This window comes from Pedobacter sp. Leaf176 (assembly GCF_001424305.1).
Taxonomy (GTDB): Bacteria; Bacteroidota; Bacteroidia; order Sphingobacteriales; family Sphingobacteriaceae; genus Pedobacter.
Genome location: NZ_LMPD01000001.1, coordinates 114,500 through 135,710, shown reverse-complemented (window position 1 = coordinate 135,710; position 21,211 = coordinate 114,500). Strand labels below are relative to the sequence as shown.

The window sequence follows — 21,211 nt, the reverse complement described above, 5'->3', positions numbered from 1 at the left end:
ATCAATGCTGGTCTTTTAAATGATGAGGAAGTAGACGGTAAATTAGAACAACTTGTATTATTTCTATAATTTATCCACCATTTTCCAACTCCTTCTCTTTTCGTCGCTGTTCCCTTCGTTCTTGTCTTAATTGTTTTTTGGTTTTGGCTGTATCTGTTGGTTTTACAACGGGTCGGTTGACAGTATCCTTCTTTCCCCCTCCAAAAATCCGGTCGAAAAGATTTTTGTTTTGGTCCTGCATCAGAACCGGTGCATCACCCATATCATTATCGTCATCGAAGCCGGTTGTATCAACCGCCGCCGTATCTGGCGCTAAATACTGGCGCAGCCCTTCTCTTAAGCGAACATTATAAAAGCCATAGCCAGAGGTATCTGCTGCTGTTAAACCCCGCCTGGCCATTATATTGCCCATAAACCTGAAATAGTTAAACATATAGGGCTTCAGACCTCCATCAGCCATAAATTTATACATGGACGCTTTCGGTTTTGGCACAATACTCGCCAGGAAGAGTCCTTCACCAATGGTTAAATCGGCAGGTTGTTTCCCAAAATAATATCTTGAAGCTTCGCCGATACCATAAATATTTTGGCCAAGCTCCATGATGTTGAAATAAACCTCCAGCATTCGTTGTTTGCTAACCAAATGGTTGTGTTCGATTAACCAGACAATTAAAATTTCTTCTGCTTTACGCGCCAGAGTTTTCTGCCGACTTAAATAGACATTTTTCACCAGCTGCATGCTGATGGTACTTCCGCCACGTTTGAATTTTTTCTCTTTAAAATTCACCGCAATGGATTTGCGTATTGATTCTTCTACAAAACCGTTATGTGTGAAAAACGAAGGGTCTTCCGCCGTTAAAACCGAATTTATAAAGTTTTTAGATATCACATTTAGTGGTGTAAAATTTGGGTTTGAAGGGCCGATGGTAATGTCGCGCATGGGCTTACCGTACTCATATGGTGTATAAACGAAGGGACTGTTAATTTTCTGGAGATTTGTTTTGCCCCATTGTACTATTTTAAAATTAACCGGCTTAAGCGAGGAACTAAATTTTACACTATCAGGAATTGCCGTGTCTAGGTAAAAATTCAGGTTATATTTTATCTTTCCCTGAACTTTTAACCCATCTAATGATTCGAATAAACCTTGTGGAAAGGCCTGGAAAATTGACTGGGCATCTTGTTCTTCAGCGTTTAGTTTCAATTCGTAAATTTTGTTTCTACCCAGCGTATACTTAACATAAGGGTGAATTGACGCATTCTTTAAATAAGCCGTTGAACTGCTATCCAGCGCAATGTAGTTGGGGCCAACCAGTACATCGGCATCTAATTTTGCACTTTGAATAACGATATCATTACCTGCAATTCGAGGCTGGTTAATCAGCATGTTTTTAACCGACCATGAGCCTGAAATTTTGTAATCATCACCACTATATTTCGCATTTTTAAGTTCTGTTTGCAAGGTATCAAAACTGAGCTTCGCATGAAGTTTGTTATTCAGATAAGGCAATTCCAATTTTTTTCCATCAGCATAAGCGCTTATGCTCAGTTGTTTATCTCCTGGGTCTACGCTACCATCTAAATGCCAGGTCGATTCTCCATTATTAACATTAATTGTAGATTTCAGATCTCCGCCATCAATTGTCGCAACCGTCGCAAAGCTCAATTTAGCGGTATCATTATCATTGAGTTTCAAAACCAGGTTTTTGACATCCATATCATCCGGAATTTTATACAAAACCTCATTAAGGATGTTACTGGCTATATCAGCCAGGTTTACTTTACTTTTTGTTGAGCTGCTATCTTTTTTCTTTCTCTTGAGGATAAAATCAATGTTTGTAGTGGAATCTTTAAGCACCACATTAATGAAACCCTCATTTAGTTTAAGTTCTGCAAACTTTACATTCCCGAAAATCAGTGGCCAAAGCTTTACGCCAACACTAAGATCAGCAATGTTGGAAAGTGTATCTCTATCTTTAGGGACGACAGAAATGGCCGTCAGTTTTACCGTGCTTAGCCCTGTAAAACCTGCTGAACCTATTTTAACATTGAGGCCATAATCTTTATCTGCCTTCGCTATGGCCTTTGCAACCATTTTTTTTAAAAGCGCCTCCCTTTTACTATAGGCAACCGCCCCCAATGCGATACAAACAATTAAAAAAACACCTAAAACCCAGGCACCAATTTTTAAATATTTTTTAGGGATGTTTATCTTAGGTATTCGCATACAGTCATTAAAATGGTTAATTGCTTAAACGTAACAATTAAATGTTTATTTCGTGTTAAAATTACAGTTTAAAAGCCTAAATAAAAGTATTTATGGCTATGTTTTGTTAATTTTGAATTTAAATTAATAAGATGCAGATAAGTCCCCAACAAGTTTTAGATGCCTTAAAAAATGTAGAGGATCCGGATTTAAAAAGAGATCTGGTCACCTTAAACATGATAAAGGATTTAAGAATAGTTGACACCCAAATAAATTTCACACTCGAACTTACTACGCCCGCATGCCCAATGAAGGATATGCTGAAGAATGCCTGTACAAATGCGATCAAACATTTCGTTTATGCGGATGCGGAAATAAATATAAATGTAACTTCAAGAGTTACACAGCCAGCCAATTCATCATCATTAGATGCCATAAAAAACATCATTCTGGTTTCATCAGGTAAAGGCGGTGTTGGTAAATCGACCGTAGCGAGTAATCTGGCTGTTACGTTGGCGAAAGATGGTGCAAAAGTTGGTTTAATCGATGCGGACATTTATGGTCCGTCGGTTCCTACTATGTTCGATTTGGTTGATGCAAAACCTGGCGCTGAAGAAGCCGCAGATGGTAAGACCAAAATTATTCCCATTGAAAAATATGGGATTAAGTTGCTTTCACTAGGTTTTTTTGCAGATCCTGGTCAGCCGGTGCCCTGGCGCGGGCCAATGGCATCAAATGCGGTAAAGCAGTTATTTAATGATACCAATTGGGGAGCATTGGATTATCTTATTGTCGATCTTCCCCCGGGTACAGGCGATATTCACATTACCATCACACAAAGCTTCCCGATTTCGGGTGCTGTTGTAGTTACTACGCCCCAGCAGGTTGCCCTGGCCGATACGCATAAAGGTTTAGCCATGTTCCGTATGCCGGGAATCAATATTCCGGTGCTAGGGGTAATTGAAAATATGTCGTATTTTACCCCGGAAGAATTGCCGGAAAACAAATATTATATTTTCGGAAGGGGTGGAGGCAGAAAATTGGCTGATCGATTTGACGTTCCGTTTTTGGGTGAAATTCCAATTATACAAAGCATAGCTGAGGCTGGTGATAACGGTAAACCTGTTGCATTAACTCAAAACCCTCTTTTGGATGTTGTATTTGGAGACATCGCGAGCAAAATAGCGCAGCAGATATCCATTAACAATGCACAGATGGCTAATTGCTAAAAAATTACTATTTTTATATTTTAATAATTAAATAATGAATTTAACAGAACAAGTAGAACAGGCATTAGAAACCATCAGACCATATTTAATGGCCGACGGGGGTGATGTTTCTGTTGAAGAAATTACATCAGAAGGGATTGTGAAGCTAAAGCTTTTAGGCAATTGTGGTTCCTGCCCGATGAGCTTTATGACGATGAAATCTGGCATTGAACAAGCAATTATGAAAGCTGTTCCAGAGATTACATCGGTTGTTGCCGTAAATATGGCCGAACAAGATTAACAATATTTAACAAGCGGTTTTAATTATTAAAATTACTTTTGTTTTAATGAGATATTGTGTTGCCCTTATTTGCCTGTTTTTTTCTGTAACGGCCTTTGCTCAGCAAAAGCCGGCTCAAGATAAGCTCATTCAATTTTCGGGAATTATAACAGATATCGACAGTACGAATGTTATTCCTTACGTTACCATAACCAACCTTTCCCAGAAAAGTAAGCGCGTGGCTGCTGATTACAGGGGTTATTTTACATTTATTGTTAACCCTGGGGACACAATTTTATTTACCGCAATTGGTTACAAAAAATTCTCTACTATAATTCCGGAAACCACACCAGACAGTAAATATACAATCATGGTTAAGTTGAAATCGGAGGTAATTAATTTGCCAACAGTTCGTATTTTTCCATGGGCGACCACAGAAGAGTTTACCCGTGAATTTTTATCCATGAAACTAGCCGATGATGACCTTGCAATTGCGAAAAAGAACCTTTCAAAATCGTCTATAAACGGTTTAATTCAGACTTTGCCTCGTGATGGTGGGGAAATCAGTAGCCAGAATTACCGGTATAATTTCGACAGGATGATTAATAAAAATATGGTTCAGACAAATCCCTTGTTAAACCCTTTTGCCTGGGGTAAGCTGATGCAGCAAATCTTTGACGGTGATAGAAAAAGGAGCGAAAACGAATAATAAAAAAGGGAAAATGTTTCTTTTTCCCCTCTTACCTTCTAAATTCTATCTTCTTTTGCTTTTATTCGGGAACTTCATTTTGTAATCTGTTTTAATGTTTCCTTTTGAAATCGCATCCAGCTTGCTTTTAAGCATGGTTTTACGCAAAATGCTTACCTTATCCGTAAATAATTTTCCTTCGATATGGTCATACTCGTGCTGAATAACGCGGGCAGGCATTCCATCAACGTCATCCGTATGCTCAACCCAGTTTTCATCAAAATATTTGACCTTAATGTTTGGTTTACGGAGAATATTTTCACGGATATCAGGGATGCTTAAACAACCTTCGTTGAAATTCCATGGCTCACCGCTTTCTTCCAATATTCTGGCATTAATAAAAACCTTTTTGTAGCCAGGCGTTCCATCTTCGTCTTCTCCTGTATCAACGATGAATAAACGAATTGGTAAGCCAATTTGCGGTGCCGCCAAGCCTACACCATTTGCATAATACATCGTATCAAACATATTGGCAATCAGCTCTTTTAATTCAGGATAATCTTTATCGATATCGGTTCCTACTTTCTTTAAAACAGGGTCTCCGTATGCTACTATTGGTAATTTCATTGTGTAATAATTTTAATCGGCCGTCATTGCGAGGTACGGAGCAATCTTAATGCGCCAGACATTAGTGATATTTTTAGGATTGCTTCACACCTCGCAATGACGAAAATTAGATAACTAAAGGCAAACTCTGCACTTAGTTTTTACAAAAATAACAATTATTCCAGTATTGGGCTGAAAGTAAAAATATTCAGTTTTTCAGGAGCCAAAACCTCATCAGCTATACCGGCAATTTCTTTGGTCGTAACCTTATTAATCTTCTCGAAGACCTGCTCCAGGGAATCGATTTTATTATGGTCGATAAGGCTTTTCGCCATCGAAATAATTAGCCCAATTCTGTTCTCCTCACTTAAAGCAATCTGCCCGATGAATTTGTTTTTCGCCTTCTGCAATTGCAATTCATTCAGGGGATTATCTTGCAATTTTTTCATTTCCCTGAAAATTAAAGAGAGCGCTTTCTGGTGTTTATCCTTATCTGTTCCAAAGTATATGGAGAAAATTCCCGTATCACTCAAAGGTGAAAAATTCGATTCGATGGTGTAGGCGATACCATACTTTTCCCTGATTTGAAGATTTAAAACCGAACTCATTCCATTGCCCCCAAAATAGTTATTCAGCAGCATTAACCCTGCTTTGTTTTTATCGTGAGTAGAATAAGTTTGAGTTCCCAAAATACAATGCGATTGCATAATCGGTTTATAAATATTGGTTGAAGTTGGATTTAAAACGACTGGCTTTTCTCTGTTCAAAGTGGGAGAATTTTCCTCAACATCGGCAAAATATTTAGTCCCTTTTTTAACAAAGCTATTGAAGCCATAATTTCCTAAAACAGCAATTACAATTTCATCGGTTCGATAATTTGCCTTACGGAAATTGATTACATCTTCACGGGTGAAATTACTCACACTTGCAGCTGTGCCAAGGATATTATTGCCAAGCGAATTTCCAGCAAAAAGCATATCCTCAAAATCATCATTAATGGCTTCTTCGGGTTGGTCCAGATAGGAAGCTATTTCATCAAGAATAACGCTTTTTTCCTTATCCATTTCCTCTTCCGGGAAAGTAGAATGAAAGATGATGTCATTAAATAAATCTAAAGTTCTATCTAAATAAGGATTCAGGAACGAAGCATGAACGCAAGTGTATTCTTTGGTCGTGTAGGCATTCAAATCTGCTCCAACACTTTCAAGGCGATTCAGAATCTGATTGGTACTGCGTTTTTCGGTACGTTTGAAAATCAGGTGTTCAATAAAATGTGCTAAACCAGCTTTGCCATCCGGTTCGTCGCGGGAGCCCGTATTAACGATAATGCAGGCGTGAGATATGGTAGACGCCGAGGGCACATGCAATAAGCGTATACCATTCGGTAAAGTATGAACATTGTATTCCATTGGAGGACAAAGATAAGGCTATTTGCTTACAAAGCTTCCGTATCCGGGTATTGCAATTGTAAAGCAAAAATCAATTTATCTTTTGTTGGCCGTTTAAGAATCAGAAAAATAAAATTAGCCATGGCAAAAATCAAGAAAAAGGCATTTTGGGTGATGAAAAATCCAACGGTATTAAAAAGTGCACCACCTTCCAAAAGTGCCGAACTGATAATAAATGCACTTTGATATTGATTTATTTTAGAATCTAAATCTGCAGATTTATCGATTTTCTCAATCACATTTTTGAAAAAGAAAATGCTTGCGGAAATGGTTATCAACCCAACGATCGGAAATATGGGGTTAAATGGCGCAGTGGTTTTCGGATTTGCATCGAAAAAGGTGATCTCACGATTGAGGAAAATGGTCACCAATGCGAAAAGAAAAACACCCGCGCATAATGCCAGGTGAATGATTTGAAGCGTTTTTAATTTACTGTTCATTGGATAAATATAGGCGATTTAAACTTAAAGGGGTGTCATGTTGAGCCTGTCGAAACCGTAATTGTTCTTCGACAAGCTCAGAATGACAATAGCTTTTATTTCTCTATCCCCTCCAGCGCAAATAGAAACGCCCATCTTAACGATACATCTTTTAAATAATCGAAACGACCTGAAGCACCGCCATGACCGAATTCCATATTCGTTTTAAGGAGCAGAACGTTTTTATCAGTCTTCATAGCGCGCAGCTTTGCCACCCACTTAGCAGGCTCGAAATACTGTACCTGACTATCATGCAGACCTGTTGTAACCAGCATATTCGGATAAGCTTTTTTCTCTACATTTTCATAAGGAGAGTAACTTTTCATATAATCGTAGGCATCTTTTTTCTTCGGATTTCCCCATTCATCAAACTCATTGGTGGTTAAGGGAATAGTTTCATCGAGCATCGTGTTTACCACGTCAACAAAAGGAACATCAGCAATTACGCCGTTCCATAAATCAGGCGCCAAATTCACTACCGCGCCCATCAATAAACCGCCTGCACTGCCGCCCTGGGCATATAAATGCCCTTTAGAAGTATATTTCTGCTCCACCAGGTATTCACCCGCGGCAATAAAATCGGTAAATGTATTTTTCTTCTTCATCAGCTTTCCATCCTCATACCATTGGCGACCCATTTCCTGTCCGCCGCGAATATTGGCGATGGCAAAAACAAAACCGCGATTAAGTAAACTCAATCTCGGCGATGAAAAAGTTGCATCTGTGCTCGAGCCATAAGAACCATATGCATAGAGCAACAATGGCGCTTGTCCATTCTTCTTGAAGCCCTTTTTATAAACCAAAGCTACAGGAATTTTCGTTCCGTCGTTCGCTGTTGCGAATACACGCTCCGTTACATAGTCCTCAGCGTTATAACCGCCGACAACTTCCTGTTGCTTCATTAATTTTTTGTCTTTTTTCTCTAAATCATAATCGTAGGTAGAGTTTGGCGTAGTTAACGAGGTGTAAGAATAACGAAGCATTTTGCCATTGTATTCAGGGTTTGAGCCAATGCCTGCGGCGTACACAGGTTCCTCAAATTTGATGTAATAATCGCCGCCGTCTTTCTTTAAAACACGTAGTTCGGTTAAGCCGTTTTTTCGCTCCGATAATACCAGGTAATCTTTAAACTCATCTCCATATTCCAATAAAACATCTTTACGATTCGGTATCACTTCTTTCCAGTTTTCCTTTGCTGTTTTATCCAGCGGACATTCCATCAAACGGAAATTCTTAGCATTCCAATTGGTAACGATATAAAATTTATCATCAACAGGAAGCACATCATATAATACATCCTTAAACCTCGGAGAAAAAACTTTAAAAGGTGCCTCTGGATGGTTGGCATCAATCATTCTATATTCAGAAGTTAAAGTTCCCTGCGAGCCAATGAAAATGTATTTGTCATTTTTCGATTTAGAAACGCCTATATAATTCGTGTTGTCTTTCTCATCGTAAACCACAACATCGGTTTTTGCATCCGTTCCGAGTACATGTTTCTTAATCTTCTCGCTTAATAAAGTAACGGGATTTTTCGAAGTGTAAAAGAACGTTTTGTTGTCATTTGCCCAAGCAACTGCACCTTGTGTATTAGGGATGGCGTCCTTATAAATTTCGCCAGTTTCTAAATTTTTAACCTGAATGGTGTACTGCCTGCGGGAAATTTTATCAACTCCAAAAGCCAGCAATTTATTGTCAGGACTGATGCTAAAACCCGATGCACTGTAGTAGGAATTTCCTTTTGCCAGGGCATCAACATCCAATAAAATTTCTTCAGCAGCATTTAAACTTCCTTTTTTGCGGCAATATTTAAAGTATTGCTGGCCATCTTCAGTTCGGTTATAGTAATAATAACCATTTTTGAATACCGGTACCGATTCATCTTTTTCTTTAATACGGCCTTTCATCTCTTTAAACAAATCTGCCTGAAACGTTTCCGTCCCTTTCATCATTGTATCCAGATATTTATTTTCAGCTTTCAAATAATCGACAACTTTCGTGCTATCAGGTCCTTTCTTAAAATAATCAATCATCCAATAATAATTATCCACCACAGTATCGCCGTGAATAATTCTTTTATGAGGTTTAATTTCGGCTATAGGCGGATTAGCATCAGGCCATTTTATAGAATTCATTTCTTGTTTTTTTGGGTTGTTGCAAGCTGTAATTGCGCCAAGCAAAATCAGCGAGGGTAAAATACGTTTCATCATGATGGTTTGGTTCAGGTTGATGCAATTTAACGAATTTATGTTAGATTTTTGATTTCAACACGTTAAAGGTTTAATCAGCCAAATTATTATTTTCGCAAAAATTCGCCATCCTGTTGATATTCACTCCAATTGAAAAAAATAGATGTTAAATTGCCAATATTAAATTTATTAAATGCCTCTCTTCAAAGGAGGGGTTGGAAAGGCCAATGAAATTAGCATACAAAAAAATCGTTGTCAAGGTTGGGTCGAATGTAATTACACAGGCTAACGGCTTACCTGATGAATCGCGGATTCGGCATTTGGCAGACCAACTGTCCGAAATAAAAAAACAAGGCGTCGAAGTAATTTTGGTTTCTTCGGGCGCTGTGGCTTCGGGCAGAAGCCTAATTAAAGTTTCCGAAAAGCAAGACGCCGTAACCACACGACAATTATTAGCAGCAATTGGTCAGGTAAAACTGATAAATACCTATGCTAATTTCTTCGAGCCGCACAAAATTAAATGTGCACAGGTTCTTGTAACAAAAGAAGATTTCCGTGACAGGGCGCATTACCTAAACATGAAAAACTGTATTCAGATTTTGCTACAGAATGAGGTGATCCCTGTAGTAAATGAAAATGATGTAGTTTCTGTAACCGAATTGATGTTTACCGATAATGATGAACTGGCAGGGTTAATCGCCTCAATGTTAAATGCTGATGCGTTGATTATTCTTTCTAATGTGAACGGAATTTACAATGGAGACCCGAACACGACTGGCTCGCAAGTAATAGAAGAAATCTCGGGCCCGGTTTCAAATCTGGCCTCATTTATCCAGACGGGTAAATCGCAATTCGGACGTGGCGGAATGTTAACAAAATCGACTATGGCCCGAAAGGTAGCTAAACTTGGTATAACCGTTCATATTGCGAATGGAACAAAAGATAATGTTTTAACATCATTAACAAATAATGAAATTGTACATACCCGTTTCGTTCCAGAAAAAATTAAGTCTGGTAAAAAAAGATGGATTGCCCATTCAGAAACATCGGCAACAGGCGTAGTGAAACTGAACGACGGCGCAAAAAGTGTATTAACTTCTGGAAAAGCGACAAGTTTATTACCTATTGGTATTACAGAAATACAGTCTGATTTTTTGAAGGGTGATATCATTAAAATCATCGACGAACAAAACCGGTTAATTGGTTTAGGCATTGCGGAATACGGTTCGGATAAAGCAAAAGAAAGAATCGGGCAGAAAAAACAAAAGGCGCTGGTACATTATGATTATTTTTATTCAGCCATCTAAGCTAAAGATTAAAGCAGAAAGACCAAAGCTTGTAAACAATTTAACTACAAAGCACACAAAGAAAAAGCACAGAGAAACACTGAGCTATATTTAGGCCTTGGTGTCCTTGTGTAAACTCAGCGGCCTCTGTGTTAATAATTGAACAACATCAGCAAATCTTGATACTTGATTCTCGCTAATTGATACTAAAAAATGAACTACAAACGTTACTTCGAAAAGGCCAAGCAAGCTACCCGTACCATGATTAGCTTGAGCAAAGAAACCACCAATAAAGTTTTAGCTGATTTAGCTGAGGCTTTAGTTTTGCATACGCCAGAAATTTTAGCTGAAAACGAAAAAGATTTGGCTAGAATGCCCATTGAAGATCCGAAATATGATAGACTTAAACTAACAGAACAACGCATTGCTGATATTGCTAATGATCTTAAGAATGTAGTTGATTTAAAAAGTCCGCTGGGTGAAATCCTTTCCGATAAAACCTTAGAAAATAAACTTCAAATTCAAAAGATTCGCGTTCCGCTGGGTGTGGTTGGTGTTATTTATGAGGCTCGCCCGAATGTCACTGCCGATGTATTTTCGCTTTGCTTTAAAACGGGAAATGTAGCCGTTTTAAAAGGTGGAAGTGACGCAGAATTTTCAAACTTGGCCATTGTAAAATTAATTCATAGTATTATTGCAAAGCATAAAATTAACCCTGATGTTTTAATTTTACTGCCTGCTGAAAGAGCTGCTACAGAAGCTTTACTTCATGCAAGAGGTTTCGTTGATGTATTGATTCCTCGCGGAAGTCAGTCGCTGATTAATTATGTTCGTGAAAACAGTAAAATTCCGGTAATCGAAACCGGAGCAGGAATTGTACACACTTATTTCGATGAGTCCGGTGATTTGGAAAAAGGTAAAGCCATAATATTTAATGCGAAAACAAGAAGAGTGAGTGTTTGTAATTCGCTTGATTGTGTTTTAATTCATAATAGCAGGTTAACAGATTTGGACAAACTCCTGTCGCCTTTGGCTAAAGGAGAAGTGGCACTTTTTGCAGACGAGAGAAGTTTTGAAGTTTTAAAAAATTCTTACCCTGCTGAACTTTTAAGCCATGCAACGGGAGCACATTTTGGAACGGAGTTTTTATCCTTAAAACTGGCTGTCAAAATTGTTGATGATTTTGATGCAGCCTTGAATCACATCGCAGATTATAGCTCCAAACATAGTGAGGCCATCATTTCGGAAGATGCTGACCACATCACGAGGTTTTTAAATGAAGTAGATGCAGCTGCGGTTTATGCCAATGCATCAACAGGTTTTACCGATGGCGCTCAATTTGGCTTGGGGGCGGAAATAGGCATAAGTACGCAAAAGCTTCATGCCCGCGGACCAATGGCATTGGAAGCTTTGACCAGCTATAAATGGGTAGTACGGGGCAATGGGCAAGTGCGGGCTTGATGGCAGATTAGAGGGAAGTGGAAGATCGATGCATCGACAATGTAAAGTTTAGCCAGTCCGTTTTTTTCCTGAAACAACCAATATGTTGCAATAACCATTGTTAAGGGCTGTCGCCCAATGAACCAATTAACAACTAAATTTCAAACACTTCTCCACGTTCCGGAGCTACCACATCAAAGCCATCTTCTTGCAATGCGGCAGTTAAACTTTGTAAACTTTTATCTTCTCCATGTACCAAAAAAACTTTTTTGGGTTGACCGGTCTGTTTTACTGTTCGGATTAAATCGTCGTGATCGCCGTGACCGCTGAGTAAATCGGTTTGGCGAATGGTGGCATAAACCATCATTTCACGATCTTTGATTTTCACAATTGGCGCGCCGCTCAAAAGCTTGTAACCAAGCGTTCCTTTGGCGCAATAGCCAATAAAAAGAATGGTACAGTAATAATTTTGGATATTATAGTAAAGGTGGTCTTGAATACGTCCGCCCTCCAACATACCTGCAGAAGAAATGATGATACAAGGGTCGAAATAGTTAGAAACATCTTTACTTTCTTTCATTGTCTGGACGTAGGCGAGATGCTCAAATTCAAACTCATCACCCATGGTTTTATAAAAATCTTTCGCTTCCTGATTAACCAGACTATGGTGTTTCCGGTAAACATCTGTGGCTTGTATCGCCATGGGGCTGTCCACGAAAATTTGTACGGGAGGCAATAATTTTTTAGTAAAGATTTGGTTTAGTGCAAACACAAGGGATTGTGTTCTACCAATGCTGAAGGCGGGAATAATTAATCGCCCTGGAGTTTTAATACAGGCTTCTTCGATTTCTTTGACTAATCTTTCTTCCAGCGTTTGGTCTTTGGTGTGATACCGGCCGCCATAGGTAGACTCGCAAATGAAATAATCTACCTCAGGGATTGGTTCTGGTTTTACCAAAACCGGATAATTTTCTCTTCCGATATCACCGGAAAAAGCAATTCTTTTTTCCTGGCCATTATCATTGATGGTTAAAACAGCTGCCGCAGCACCTAATAAGTGTCCAACAGGAACGAAGGTCAAACTGATATCGCCGTTGATTTTAAATGGTTTATTGAAAGCGATGGTTACAAAACGATCTATTGTATCCATCACGTGTTTGTGGAGATACAAAGGCTTCGGTCCGCTGAAATTGCCGCGTTTTGTGCGTGGCTTTCGATTTTGTTTTCTTAAAAAAAGCTCTACAGAATCGAATAATAAAATAGAAGTTAGGTCAGCAGTTGGGGGCGTGCAAAGTACCTGGCCATCAAAACCCATACGAACCAGGGTTGGTAAGTTGCCTGAATGGTCGATATGTGCATGCGTTAAAATAACCAGATTAATGCTGGCCGGATCGAATGGAAACTGCTGATTTTCTTCCTGGTAGGTTTCTTTTTCATAATCTAAACCGCAATCTATGAGTATTTTATAATGCCCCACTTCGAGCAGGTGCATACTTCCTGTTACTTGTTTTGCGGCGCCCCAAAACGTTAACTTCATCTTTCTTTCTGTAGGGTAAATTGTTTGGTGTAAAGTAGTATAATTGCTGGAATTTTTAAACAATAGCAGGTAATTTTTTGTTATTGCAGTCTGAATATTTTAATGTTCAGGGATTTAAATTTTAACATTATTTTTTGGAAAGCAATTGCGGTAGCTTTTTTGTTCATTCAGCCCCGATTTCTATTTCATTCTACACTCATTTCTCGTTTACGGGCTTTCCATTTTTAGCGGATTTAAGTGGAAAACGGCATTGCTATTTTCACAACCAAAATTTATAAACCCTATAGCAGCGAAACGCAAAGTTTTTTGCTTTAGTTAGCAAAAAGCGGGGCTGCCAAATTCATGAAAAACAGAACCATTCATTTTCAAATCCTTAATTCAGGCTGATTTTAATATTTTAAAGCTTTATCTTTGAAGAAAAACATCAGCAATGCAAGAGCCGTTTGATATAGAAATAGGACCGGTAAATTATTCGGTTTTTCCTGAGGGTAATGATTCATATACCATTTTTAAAGATGGTAAAGAGTACATTCAAATTCAGAAAGATACTTCTTCCATTTGGTTAAAAATGGATTACAAAACTGAACTTCCCATTTTTGAAGAAGATGAAGAAGTTAATGCAATTGGGCAGGCAATTGAGAAGTATGTGCCTGAAGAAGAGGATGATGAAGAGGAATTATAACAGAAAGTCCCGGCTAAACCGGGACTTTTCCTTTTTAAATTATCTGGTACAGTTCGCTGTCCAGGTTCCATTCGTATTTGAAACGCCTATTTTCAAGGTGCTCGCATCTATTGTAATACCAATGACGCCCGTACCGACACTGATGTACGTATTTCCGCTTTCCTGGAATTTTACCCCGGTGATATCAGGGATATTGTTACCAAAAAAGAAACTGTAAGTATCATTTACTTTTGTTACGGTTACCTTACCATCTGTACTGGTTATCTGTGTGTCACCTTTACTATAGGAAACGGTTCCTCTGTAAGTACCTACAAATAGATCTCTGTCTGCCGGGTCAGTATCTTTTTTACAAGATGCCATTACGGTTAATGCTATCAAAAGCATGCTGAAAATTTGAACTGTCTTTTTCATGTTTTGTTTTTCAAAGTTTATGAAACGGCTGGGGTAGACAACCGATTCGGATAATTAAATGTAACAGACTGTTTACAACGACTGTGCCAAAGATATTTTTAAAGAAAAAAATATAAGTGTTCCATCCGATAAATTGGACTTGTATCAGTTATAATTAATTGAATGACAGCACAATGGTTTTGACCCTTTCGGAGGATGAATTAATGCATTTAATGTATTTGGCTAAATAGAACTTAAGAACATGTTCTAATCGATGAACTGTTTAGTTTATAGGAATTTAATGAAAGTGTTGGTTGATTAAGAACAAAATTTTTTTATAAGTGAATATTTTTTATTTTGTGGACATATGCATTTTGCTTATCTTATGTTTATCCTGGCAAACGCTCTATAGATGAAATTTTCAGTTAATTTACAGAAATTACTTCCCTTTGGTTATCTTTTCCTTGTTGTGCTGGGCATACTTAAAGAGAGTATTTTTTACTACCAGATTGACATTAATATTTTAAAATATTCTACTATAATGGATATTTTAATTAGTCCGATTGCAACTTTAACCTCTAACCTTATTGTATTTGCAGCGGTAATTATTTTTGCTGTAATTCTGTACGCCTATCCGGCTTTTTTAGCCAACAAACGAGACAAAAAATGGGCGCAAAAACTATCAGGGTTAAAAAATACCGAAATGCTTAGCGAGGAAGAAGTAGGTGATCATTATACACGTTTTTTTGCTGTACTTTTAGCGTGCGGATTATTCTCCTTCTTTATCGGCATAGGGCTTGGGCAAGGGAAAAAATTAGCGAACAAAATAAACAATAACACAATTAAGTACGACCATACCTTAAACTATAACAGTGGTGAATCAGAAGTAATCTACCTCATTGATGTAAATAGTATCTATTACTTTTACGTAGCAAAAGGAAATAAGGCCGTTAAAATTGCTCCAATTGGTGCAGTAAAAAACATAGAATTAACGCTAAATAAAAAATTAAAATGACAGAAGTAAAATTGGAAGAATTGAGTGACGAAGCGTTACTCAAAAGAGAAAAGATGGTAAGCTCAGTAACTTACACGCTGGCAGGAATGCTATTGGTATTGTTTTGCTTAGGCCTGTTTTTAACCTTTAAAAAAGGCTTTACGCCCTTAACGGTAATTCCAATTGCCTTATCGCCAATTATACTCACTAATTTGGTAAGTATTAAGAAAATTAAAGCGGAGCGTAAATTGAGAAATTTATAATCACTTTTTGGTATAGGTTGCTGGTCCAATAATATGGAAGGACTTACCTAATACTGAGATTATCTTTTTTGTCAACGTTCAAAAACCGATTTTTTAATGGCTAAATATTCTCGGAAAGAACGTATTAATTATGCCCCTCATTAGTACATCTTCTTTAATTACTCCTTTAAAAAATGAAAAGCACCCATCAGCTAAAAAAGAGATTTTGCATAGATGCTTCTAATTATTTTTAAAAGTTAAAAAAAGTGATATTAGAAAGATTAGTACATTAATTATAAAGACAATTATAGCCATGTTTTTTAAGTTATAGAGTCCTTTCGTTCGGAAGGCTTTGAACTCCCAAAAAATAAATACTCCATAAAATAGAGAAAAGCAAAATGTTAATTTCAGGAATAGACTAAGCTCTTCAATAAACGAAAACTGATCTTCCCGAATGTATTTTGGCAATAAGCAATCCGCATAATTGTAAAAAATTAAAATCACGAGGGCTAAAATCAATAATCTGATTGTGAAATAAATTCCGGCTCTTAATTTTGAGTTTTGTATGCTCATTGATGATTAATCGTTTAAATTAAACTTAATCGCCAATCCATGCTTGCGCATTTAAAAGCAGTTGGGACAGCAATCGCTTTCTACATTGGCTAACTTTTATTTCAGGGCATTATATGCCAAAAGAAAAATTATTATAGCGATAAAAAAATGCTATTGGTGTTTTCATTTGTTCTTCAAAAATTCTTCTTCATTTTTTAAGCTACTAAATTCTTTTTTATGCTCGTCCCATAAGTACGCAACGTAATAAGCTTTTGTAGATTCCAGCTTCTCTTTACAGATGCTGGAGATAAACAGAAGACTATTTGTTTTGCATATGGCCCTATCCTCTGCAAATAGGCAAGAGTTTTCTTCACCTAGTGGCAAGTCGTAAATTTTCCCATCGCGTACATCAATCATGAATCCCATTATACAGCTTGTACCGCATCCAAATGTTGCCAACACATAATTACCAGCGAAACTAACTTCATTCGATTTATAGGCTTCGGTGATTCTAGTCTTAAAATCTTTTGCCTTTGGATAGCTCGACCAATCAATAGGTGCTTTAACTGAGCTCGATTCTGCATCAAGTACGAATTTTTCGAAATTAATACTGTCTGTATGATAAATCTCTTCATGATTAGAAACAGGAGTGTCTATAATTGAAGTATCCTTAATAATTGGAATACTGGTGGCAACGGAATCGGCTTTTAAAGAATCATTGAATTGATGATCGGGTTTAGTATTATTTTTGCAACCGAATACGCAAAGCGTAAATATAATTATGGCTAAATTGTTTTTCATTGAGCAAAGTCTGGTCTTGAATTTAGTTTTATATGCTAATAATAAAAATATTTCTTTGAGTTGGGGATTTTAATTTCCGTTTTACCCGCAGTAAAACCATCCATTTTTGGAATTGATTTAAAAGGGTATTTAAATTTTAGCTGACTGTCTTTTGGTATAGGGGTATTATCATCGCAATCGCCAAAAGTATAATCTACAATGACCTGATTGGTCGAAAAATTAATATCGTATTTAAAATCGAAATCGCATGTATCGTAATCATTATAACGGGAACCAATAACATACCAATCTCCATTTTGATAGCGAAAAATATTCCGGTGCGTACTGTAATGCCTGGAATTATGCTGAAATGTTTGCGCTATAATTATGGTGTTATTTTTTATTTCCAGAGACAGATTTACGCCTGCATCCAGGCAAAATCCACAATCATTACTATTCCAAAGAACGGAGGAATTTTGCTTCCAAAGCTTAAGTGAACTGTTAACAATTTTATAGATCCATAGTTCTCTTTTGAATCCAGTGCTGTCGTTTCTCCTGTTGGTGTTATAGGCAATAACTACTTCATTTAATCCATCCTTATCTAAGTCGCCGGTTGCTTCTAAAATTTTTGTGTACCCTTTAGGGCCAACTAGCTTTTTCGATATTTGTGCAACAGTATTTAAAGAGAAAAATAAGATGAGAACGAGAAGTGATTTCATTGTGCATTCAACTATTATAGTTAATCAAAATCGTTTATTCGATAAATATGTATACAATTGCTTCTTCCGGATGTTGAAATTTTTTCATCTTATGCCTCGAAATCAGCGGTGTAATCTATTCAAATATACCGATTAAGAACTCGATTGCTGAATACATTTTTTGATCACCACAATGCTGGCAAGACAGATTTTGCACAAGTTCTGTAAAGCAGATGCGCTTCTGGTTCCAAAATGGAAAGTCATATTATTTTGTTTAAGTTTTGTTATTATCCTGCCCAGCCTGCTCTATCTAAGCTGCGGTAATTAATAGATTCTGCCAGGTGTTCGAGTGCAATATGGTCACTTCCATCCAAATCAGCTATGGTTCTGGCAACTTTTAAAATTCTATCGTAAGCCCTGGCTGACAAACCGAGGCGTTCCATCGCTGATTTTAAAAGTATTGTTCCGGCATCGCTGATTTGGCAAACTTTTCGAACCATCTTTGGACTCATCTGCGCATTATAGTGTAAATCGTCCTTATCTGCAAAGCGACTGTCTTGAATTTCTCTGGCCATAATTACACGTGCCCTGATGAGTTCACTTTTCTCCGCTTCGCGGGCGGAGGCGAGTTCGGAGAAATTAACCGGAGTAACCTCAACATGCAAATCAATTCTATCCAGCAGCGGACCCGAAATTTTACTGAGGTATTTTTGTACGACTCCCGGAGCACAAACACAGTCTTTTTCCGGATGATTATAAAAGCCACAGGGGCATGGATTCATCGAAGCGACGAGCATAAAGCTTGCAGGATATTCAACAGAAAAACGCGCGCGGGAAATTGCGACTTTTCGATCTTCCAGGGGCTGCCGCATGACTTCTAAAACCGTTCTTTTAAATTCGGGCAATTCATCCAGAAATAAAACGCCATTGTGCGCTAAAGATATTTCCCCTGGCGACGGATTTATACCACCGCCAACCAGCGCAACATCTGATATGGTATGGTGCGGTGAACGATAGGGCCGGACAGTCATTAAAGCATCTGTGGATGAAAGCTTTCCGGCAACGGAATGAATCTTCGTGGTTTCTAAAGCTTCATATAAATTCAGCGGTGGCAATATGGTTGGCAAACGTTTCGCGAGCATCGTTTTGCCTGCGCCCGGTGGGCCAATTAAAATCAGGTTGTGTCCGCCGGCAGCAGCAATTTCCAAAGCACGTTTAATATTTTCCTGTCCTTTAACATCTGCGAAATCATGATCATAGTTGCTAATGTTTTTGAAAAACGCCTCTTTTGTATCGATTTTAACCTGTTCCAATGGCGCACTTTTGTTGAAAAAGGCGATAACTTGAATCAAGGTTTCCACGCCATAGGCTATTAACCCATCTACAATGGCTGCTTCCCGAGCGTTCTGTTTTGGTAAAATAATGCCTTTAAAACCAACCTGCTGAGCCTGGATTGCGATGGGCAACGCGCCCTTGATTGGCTGAATGGCGCCATCAAGGGAAAGCTCACCCATAATAAAATAGCTTTCCAGTTCTTCGGAGGGAATTTGACCAGAAGCAGCCAGAATCCCAATAGCGATGGGTAAATCATAAGCAGAACCTTCTTTTCGAATATCGGCGGGGGCAAGATTGACGACAATTTTTTGTCTGGGCATTCTGAAACCTGAAACATGTATGGCGCTTTCTACCCGCTGCAGACTTTCTTTTACTGCATTGTCCGGCAGGCCGACCATATAATACTTATTCCCACCACTAATACTAACCTCAACAGTTATTGTGAGTGCATTTACACCATATACAGCACTCCCGTATGTTTTTACAAGCATTTATTATTCTCGAAAAATGAAATGGGATGTTATGTTATTCGGGGATGAATAGGATTATTGCTAATATAGAAAGAATTATCTGATTTATAATCGGTCGAAATACGGGAGACGAAAAATAAAACGTACTAAATAAAAAATCCCAACCATTTCTGGTTAGGATTTAAATATCTGCAATGCTATTTCGCTTTAGCTTTGGTCTTTTCTGCTTTAAGCCTAACGCTATCTTCCAAAAGGCATTTTCGGCATACCTTTCATCATTGCGGCTGCGGCTGCCGGGTTTGAAAACTGTTTCATCATTTTACGCATGTCTTCAAACTGTTTAATCAGTTTGGTAACTTCTTCAATTTTCCGACCTGAACCCTTAGCAATGCGTAAACGGCGACTTTGCTGAATGCTATCCGGATTTTCTTTTTCAAAAGGTGTCATCGACTGGATGATTGCCTCAATCGATTTAAACGCATCATCTTCAATGTCTACATTTTTCATCATCTTGCCAACACCCGGAATCATTCCCATCAAATCTTTCATGTTACCCATTTTCTTAATTTGCTGAATCTGGTTATAGAAATCGTTGAAATCGAATTTATTTTTGCGGATTTTCTTTTGTAATTCTGCAGCTTCTTTCTCATCGAACTGCATCTGGGCACGTTCAACAAGTGAAACCACATCACCCATACCTAATATACGGGATGCCATACGGTCTGGATAGAAAACATCCAAAGCCTCCATTTTCTCACCAGTACCAATGAATTTTATGGGTTTGTTTACAACAGATTTAATTGAAAGTGCTGCCCCACCACGAGTATCACCATCTAATTTCGTTAAAACTACACCTGTGAAATCCAATCTATCATTAAATATTTTGGCTGTGTTTACCGCATCCTGACCAGTCATTGAGTCTACAACGAATAAGATTTCGTGTGGTTGCGTTTTCGCTTTAACTTCCGAAATCTCGTTCATCAACGATTCATCGATCGCCAAACGACCTGCCGTATCGATAATGATTACGTTATTTCCATTTTGTTTACCGTGCGCAATACCCTCTAATGCAATGGCAACGGGATCTTTCGACTCTCGGTTTGCATAAACTGAAACTCCAACCGAAGTTCCTAAAACCTCCAGCTGGTCTACCGCTGCCGGGCGGTACATATCACCTGCAACCAACAAAGGCTTTTTACCCTTACCCTTTAAATGCAATGCCAGTTTACCTGCGAAAGTCGTTTTACCGGCACCGTTTAAACCTGCAATTAGGATAATGGTTGGGTTTGCCTTGGTTTCCAACTCAGTAACTTCGCCGCCCATTAAAGCTGCAAGCTCATCGTTCATGATTTTGGTAAGCAATTGACCGGGAGAAACCGCTGTTAAAACGTTCTGTCCCAATGCTTTTTGCCTCACTTCGTCCGTGAACGCTTTGGCGGTTTTATAGTTAACGTCGGCATCTAATAATGCTTTACGAATCTCTTTCATGGTTTCCGCCACGTTGATTTCCGTAATACTGCCTTGTCCTTTTAATACTTTAAATGCTCTGTCTAGCTTGTCCTGTAAATTATCAAACATGTTTTTTTAAGCTAAAAAGCCAGTCGCTCCAGGCGAAAAGCCGATGTTTTTAATAAAAAGCAAATGTACAAATTTAGTTCAAACCTATGAGGTTTTCAAAACCTTATAGGTTTAATTGTCGAT

General features: G+C 38.1%; 19 protein-coding genes. 8 read left to right on the top strand and 11 right to left on the bottom strand.

From position 1 onward, the window contains the following. Positions 1-70: 70 nt before the first annotated feature. Positions 71-2,227 (bottom strand): transglycosylase domain-containing protein, encoded by a 2,157-nt coding sequence (locus ASF92_RS00575; protein ID WP_056086298.1) that lies wholly within the window; start codon positions 2,225-2,227, stop codon positions 71-73. A 131-nt stretch (positions 2,228-2,358) separates the two neighbouring features. On the opposite strand from ASF92_RS00575, the gene ASF92_RS00570 reads away from it, so the two are divergent. The 3 genes from ASF92_RS00570 to ASF92_RS00560 are packed head-to-tail and all read left to right on the top strand — an operon-like array spanning position 2,359 to position 4,403. Next, positions 2,359-3,435 carry an Mrp/NBP35 family ATP-binding protein gene (locus ASF92_RS00570; protein WP_056086296.1) on the top strand — a complete coding sequence of 359 codons (1,077 nt, stop codon included), beginning with the start codon at positions 2,359-2,361 and terminating at the stop codon, positions 3,433-3,435. Between the two features lie 34 nt (positions 3,436-3,469). Further along, positions 3,470-3,715 carry a NifU family protein gene (locus tag ASF92_RS00565; protein WP_056086291.1) on the top strand — a complete coding sequence of 82 codons (246 nt, stop codon included), beginning with the start codon at positions 3,470-3,472 and terminating at the stop codon, positions 3,713-3,715. Positions 3,716-3,761: 46 nt separating this feature from the next. Beyond that, complete coding sequence (locus ASF92_RS00560) at positions 3,762-4,403, top strand: hypothetical protein (RefSeq protein ID WP_056086288.1); 642 nt, start codon at positions 3,762-3,764, stop codon at positions 4,401-4,403. A 45-nt stretch (positions 4,404-4,448) separates the two neighbouring features. Here ASF92_RS00560 and def read toward each other — a convergent pair whose 3' ends face one another. The 4 genes from def to ASF92_RS00540 form a co-directional block, all read right to left on the bottom strand. Then, a complete protein-coding gene (gene def / locus ASF92_RS00555) occupies positions 4,449-5,009 on the bottom strand; it encodes a peptide deformylase (RefSeq protein ID WP_056086286.1) in 561 nt (186 codons plus the stop codon). Positions 5,010-5,164: 155 nt separating this feature from the next. Then, the gene (locus tag ASF92_RS00550) at positions 5,165-6,397 is read right to left on the bottom strand and encodes a pitrilysin family protein (protein WP_056086283.1); all 1,233 of its coding nucleotides are present in this window, start codon (positions 6,395-6,397) and stop codon (positions 5,165-5,167) included. 26 nt (positions 6,398-6,423) lie between these two features. After that, a complete protein-coding gene (locus ASF92_RS00545) occupies positions 6,424-6,876 on the bottom strand; it encodes a hypothetical protein (protein ID WP_056086279.1) in 453 nt (150 codons plus the stop codon). Between the two features lie 95 nt (positions 6,877-6,971). Beyond that, a complete protein-coding gene (locus ASF92_RS00540; RefSeq protein WP_231729710.1) occupies positions 6,972-9,125 on the bottom strand; it encodes a S9 family peptidase in 2,154 nt (717 codons plus the stop codon). A gap of 206 nt (positions 9,126-9,331) precedes the next feature. On the opposite strand from ASF92_RS00540, the gene proB reads away from it, so the two are divergent. Together proB and ASF92_RS00530 are read left to right on the top strand one after the other, a co-directional pair. Beyond that, positions 9,332-10,411 carry a glutamate 5-kinase gene (gene proB / locus ASF92_RS00535; protein WP_056086272.1) on the top strand — a complete coding sequence of 360 codons (1,080 nt, stop codon included), beginning with the start codon at positions 9,332-9,334 and terminating at the stop codon, positions 10,409-10,411. A 192-nt stretch (positions 10,412-10,603) separates the two neighbouring features. Further along, positions 10,604-11,851, top strand: coding sequence for a glutamate-5-semialdehyde dehydrogenase (locus tag ASF92_RS00530; RefSeq protein WP_056086270.1), 1,248 nt, complete (start codon positions 10,604-10,606; stop codon positions 11,849-11,851). A gap of 133 nt (positions 11,852-11,984) precedes the next feature. Here the strand turns inward: ASF92_RS00530 and ASF92_RS00525 are convergent, their stop codons facing one another. Beyond that, on the bottom strand, positions 11,985-13,367 hold the full coding sequence (locus tag ASF92_RS00525) for an MBL fold metallo-hydrolase RNA specificity domain-containing protein (RefSeq protein ID WP_056086269.1): 1,383 nt from the start codon (positions 13,365-13,367) through the stop codon (positions 11,985-11,987). Positions 13,368-13,797: 430 nt separating this feature from the next. Here ASF92_RS00525 and ASF92_RS00520 point away from each other — a divergent pair, with 430 nt between their 5' ends. Beyond that, on the top strand, positions 13,798-14,049 hold the full coding sequence (locus ASF92_RS00520; protein ID WP_056086266.1) for a hypothetical protein: 252 nt from the start codon (positions 13,798-13,800) through the stop codon (positions 14,047-14,049). 39 nt (positions 14,050-14,088) lie between these two features. Here the strand turns inward: ASF92_RS00520 and ASF92_RS00515 are convergent, their stop codons facing one another. After that, a complete protein-coding gene (locus ASF92_RS00515; protein ID WP_056086263.1) occupies positions 14,089-14,460 on the bottom strand; it encodes a hypothetical protein in 372 nt (123 codons plus the stop codon). Positions 14,461-14,851: 391 nt separating this feature from the next. On the opposite strand from ASF92_RS00515, the gene ASF92_RS00510 reads away from it, so the two are divergent. Together ASF92_RS00510 and ASF92_RS00505 are read left to right on the top strand one after the other, a co-directional pair. Then, positions 14,852-15,454, top strand: a complete 603-nt coding sequence (locus ASF92_RS00510; protein WP_056086259.1) for a hypothetical protein — start codon at positions 14,852-14,854, stop codon at positions 15,452-15,454. Beyond that, positions 15,451-15,696 carry a hypothetical protein gene (locus tag ASF92_RS00505; RefSeq protein ID WP_056086257.1) on the top strand — a complete coding sequence of 82 codons (246 nt, stop codon included), beginning with the start codon at positions 15,451-15,453 and terminating at the stop codon, positions 15,694-15,696. Before ASF92_RS00510 ends, ASF92_RS00505 begins: the two co-directional genes overlap by 4 nt. A gap of 714 nt (positions 15,697-16,410) precedes the next feature. On the opposite strand, the gene ASF92_RS00495 is transcribed toward ASF92_RS00505, so the two are convergent. The 4 genes from ASF92_RS00495 to ffh form a co-directional block, all read right to left on the bottom strand. Beyond that, a complete protein-coding gene (locus ASF92_RS00495; RefSeq protein ID WP_056086252.1) occupies positions 16,411-17,028 on the bottom strand; it encodes a hypothetical protein in 618 nt (205 codons plus the stop codon). Positions 17,029-17,063: 35 nt separating this feature from the next. After that, complete coding sequence (locus ASF92_RS00490) at positions 17,064-17,726, bottom strand: hypothetical protein (protein WP_056086249.1); 663 nt, start codon at positions 17,724-17,726, stop codon at positions 17,064-17,066. 266 nt (positions 17,727-17,992) lie between these two features. Further along, positions 17,993-19,531: a YifB family Mg chelatase-like AAA ATPase gene (locus ASF92_RS00485; protein WP_056086247.1), complete on the bottom strand. Its 1,539-nt coding sequence runs from the start codon at positions 19,529-19,531 to the stop codon at positions 17,993-17,995. Between the two features lie 219 nt (positions 19,532-19,750). Next, the gene (gene ffh, locus ASF92_RS00480; protein ID WP_056086244.1) at positions 19,751-21,088 is read right to left on the bottom strand and encodes a signal recognition particle protein; all 1,338 of its coding nucleotides are present in this window, start codon (positions 21,086-21,088) and stop codon (positions 19,751-19,753) included. Between the last annotated feature and the right edge of the window lie 123 nt (positions 21,089-21,211).

Coding starts and splice junctions, on each gene's coding strand:
- ASF92_RS00515 (WP_056086263.1), bottom strand. CDS start 14,460: ATGAAAAAGACAGTTCAAATTTTCAGCATGCTTTTGATAGCATTAACC.
- ASF92_RS00485 (WP_056086247.1), bottom strand. CDS start 19,531: ATGCTTGTAAAAACATACGGGAGTGCTGTATATGGTGTAAATGCACTC.
- ASF92_RS00520 (WP_056086266.1), top strand. CDS start 13,798: ATGCAAGAGCCGTTTGATATAGAAATAGGACCGGTAAATTATTCGGTT.
- ffh (WP_056086244.1), bottom strand. CDS start 21,088: ATGTTTGATAATTTACAGGACAAGCTAGACAGAGCATTTAAAGTATTA.
- ASF92_RS00495 (WP_056086252.1), bottom strand. CDS start 17,028: ATGAAAAACAATTTAGCCATAATTATATTTACGCTTTGCGTATTCGGT.
- proB (WP_056086272.1), top strand. CDS start 9,332: ATGAAATTAGCATACAAAAAAATCGTTGTCAAGGTTGGGTCGAATGTA.
- ASF92_RS00565 (WP_056086291.1), top strand. CDS start 3,470: ATGAATTTAACAGAACAAGTAGAACAGGCATTAGAAACCATCAGACCA.
- ASF92_RS00550 (WP_056086283.1), bottom strand. CDS start 6,397: ATGGAATACAATGTTCATACTTTACCGAATGGTATACGCTTATTGCAT.
- ASF92_RS00575 (WP_056086298.1), bottom strand. CDS start 2,227: ATGCGAATACCTAAGATAAACATCCCTAAAAAATATTTAAAAATTGGT.
- ASF92_RS00505 (WP_056086257.1), top strand. CDS start 15,451: ATGACAGAAGTAAAATTGGAAGAATTGAGTGACGAAGCGTTACTCAAA.
- ASF92_RS00530 (WP_056086270.1), top strand. CDS start 10,604: ATGAACTACAAACGTTACTTCGAAAAGGCCAAGCAAGCTACCCGTACC.
- ASF92_RS00540 (WP_231729710.1), bottom strand. CDS start 9,125: ATGATGAAACGTATTTTACCCTCGCTGATTTTGCTTGGCGCAATTACA.
- ASF92_RS00525 (WP_056086269.1), bottom strand. CDS start 13,367: ATGAAGTTAACGTTTTGGGGCGCCGCAAAACAAGTAACAGGAAGTATG.
- ASF92_RS00490 (WP_056086249.1), bottom strand. CDS start 17,726: ATGAAATCACTTCTCGTTCTCATCTTATTTTTCTCTTTAAATACTGTT.
- ASF92_RS00510 (WP_056086259.1), top strand. CDS start 14,852: ATGAAATTTTCAGTTAATTTACAGAAATTACTTCCCTTTGGTTATCTT.
- def (WP_056086286.1), bottom strand. CDS start 5,009: ATGAAATTACCAATAGTAGCATACGGAGACCCTGTTTTAAAGAAAGTA.
- ASF92_RS00570 (WP_056086296.1), top strand. CDS start 2,359: ATGCAGATAAGTCCCCAACAAGTTTTAGATGCCTTAAAAAATGTAGAG.
- ASF92_RS00545 (WP_056086279.1), bottom strand. CDS start 6,876: ATGAACAGTAAATTAAAAACGCTTCAAATCATTCACCTGGCATTATGC.
- ASF92_RS00560 (WP_056086288.1), top strand. CDS start 3,762: ATGAGATATTGTGTTGCCCTTATTTGCCTGTTTTTTTCTGTAACGGCC.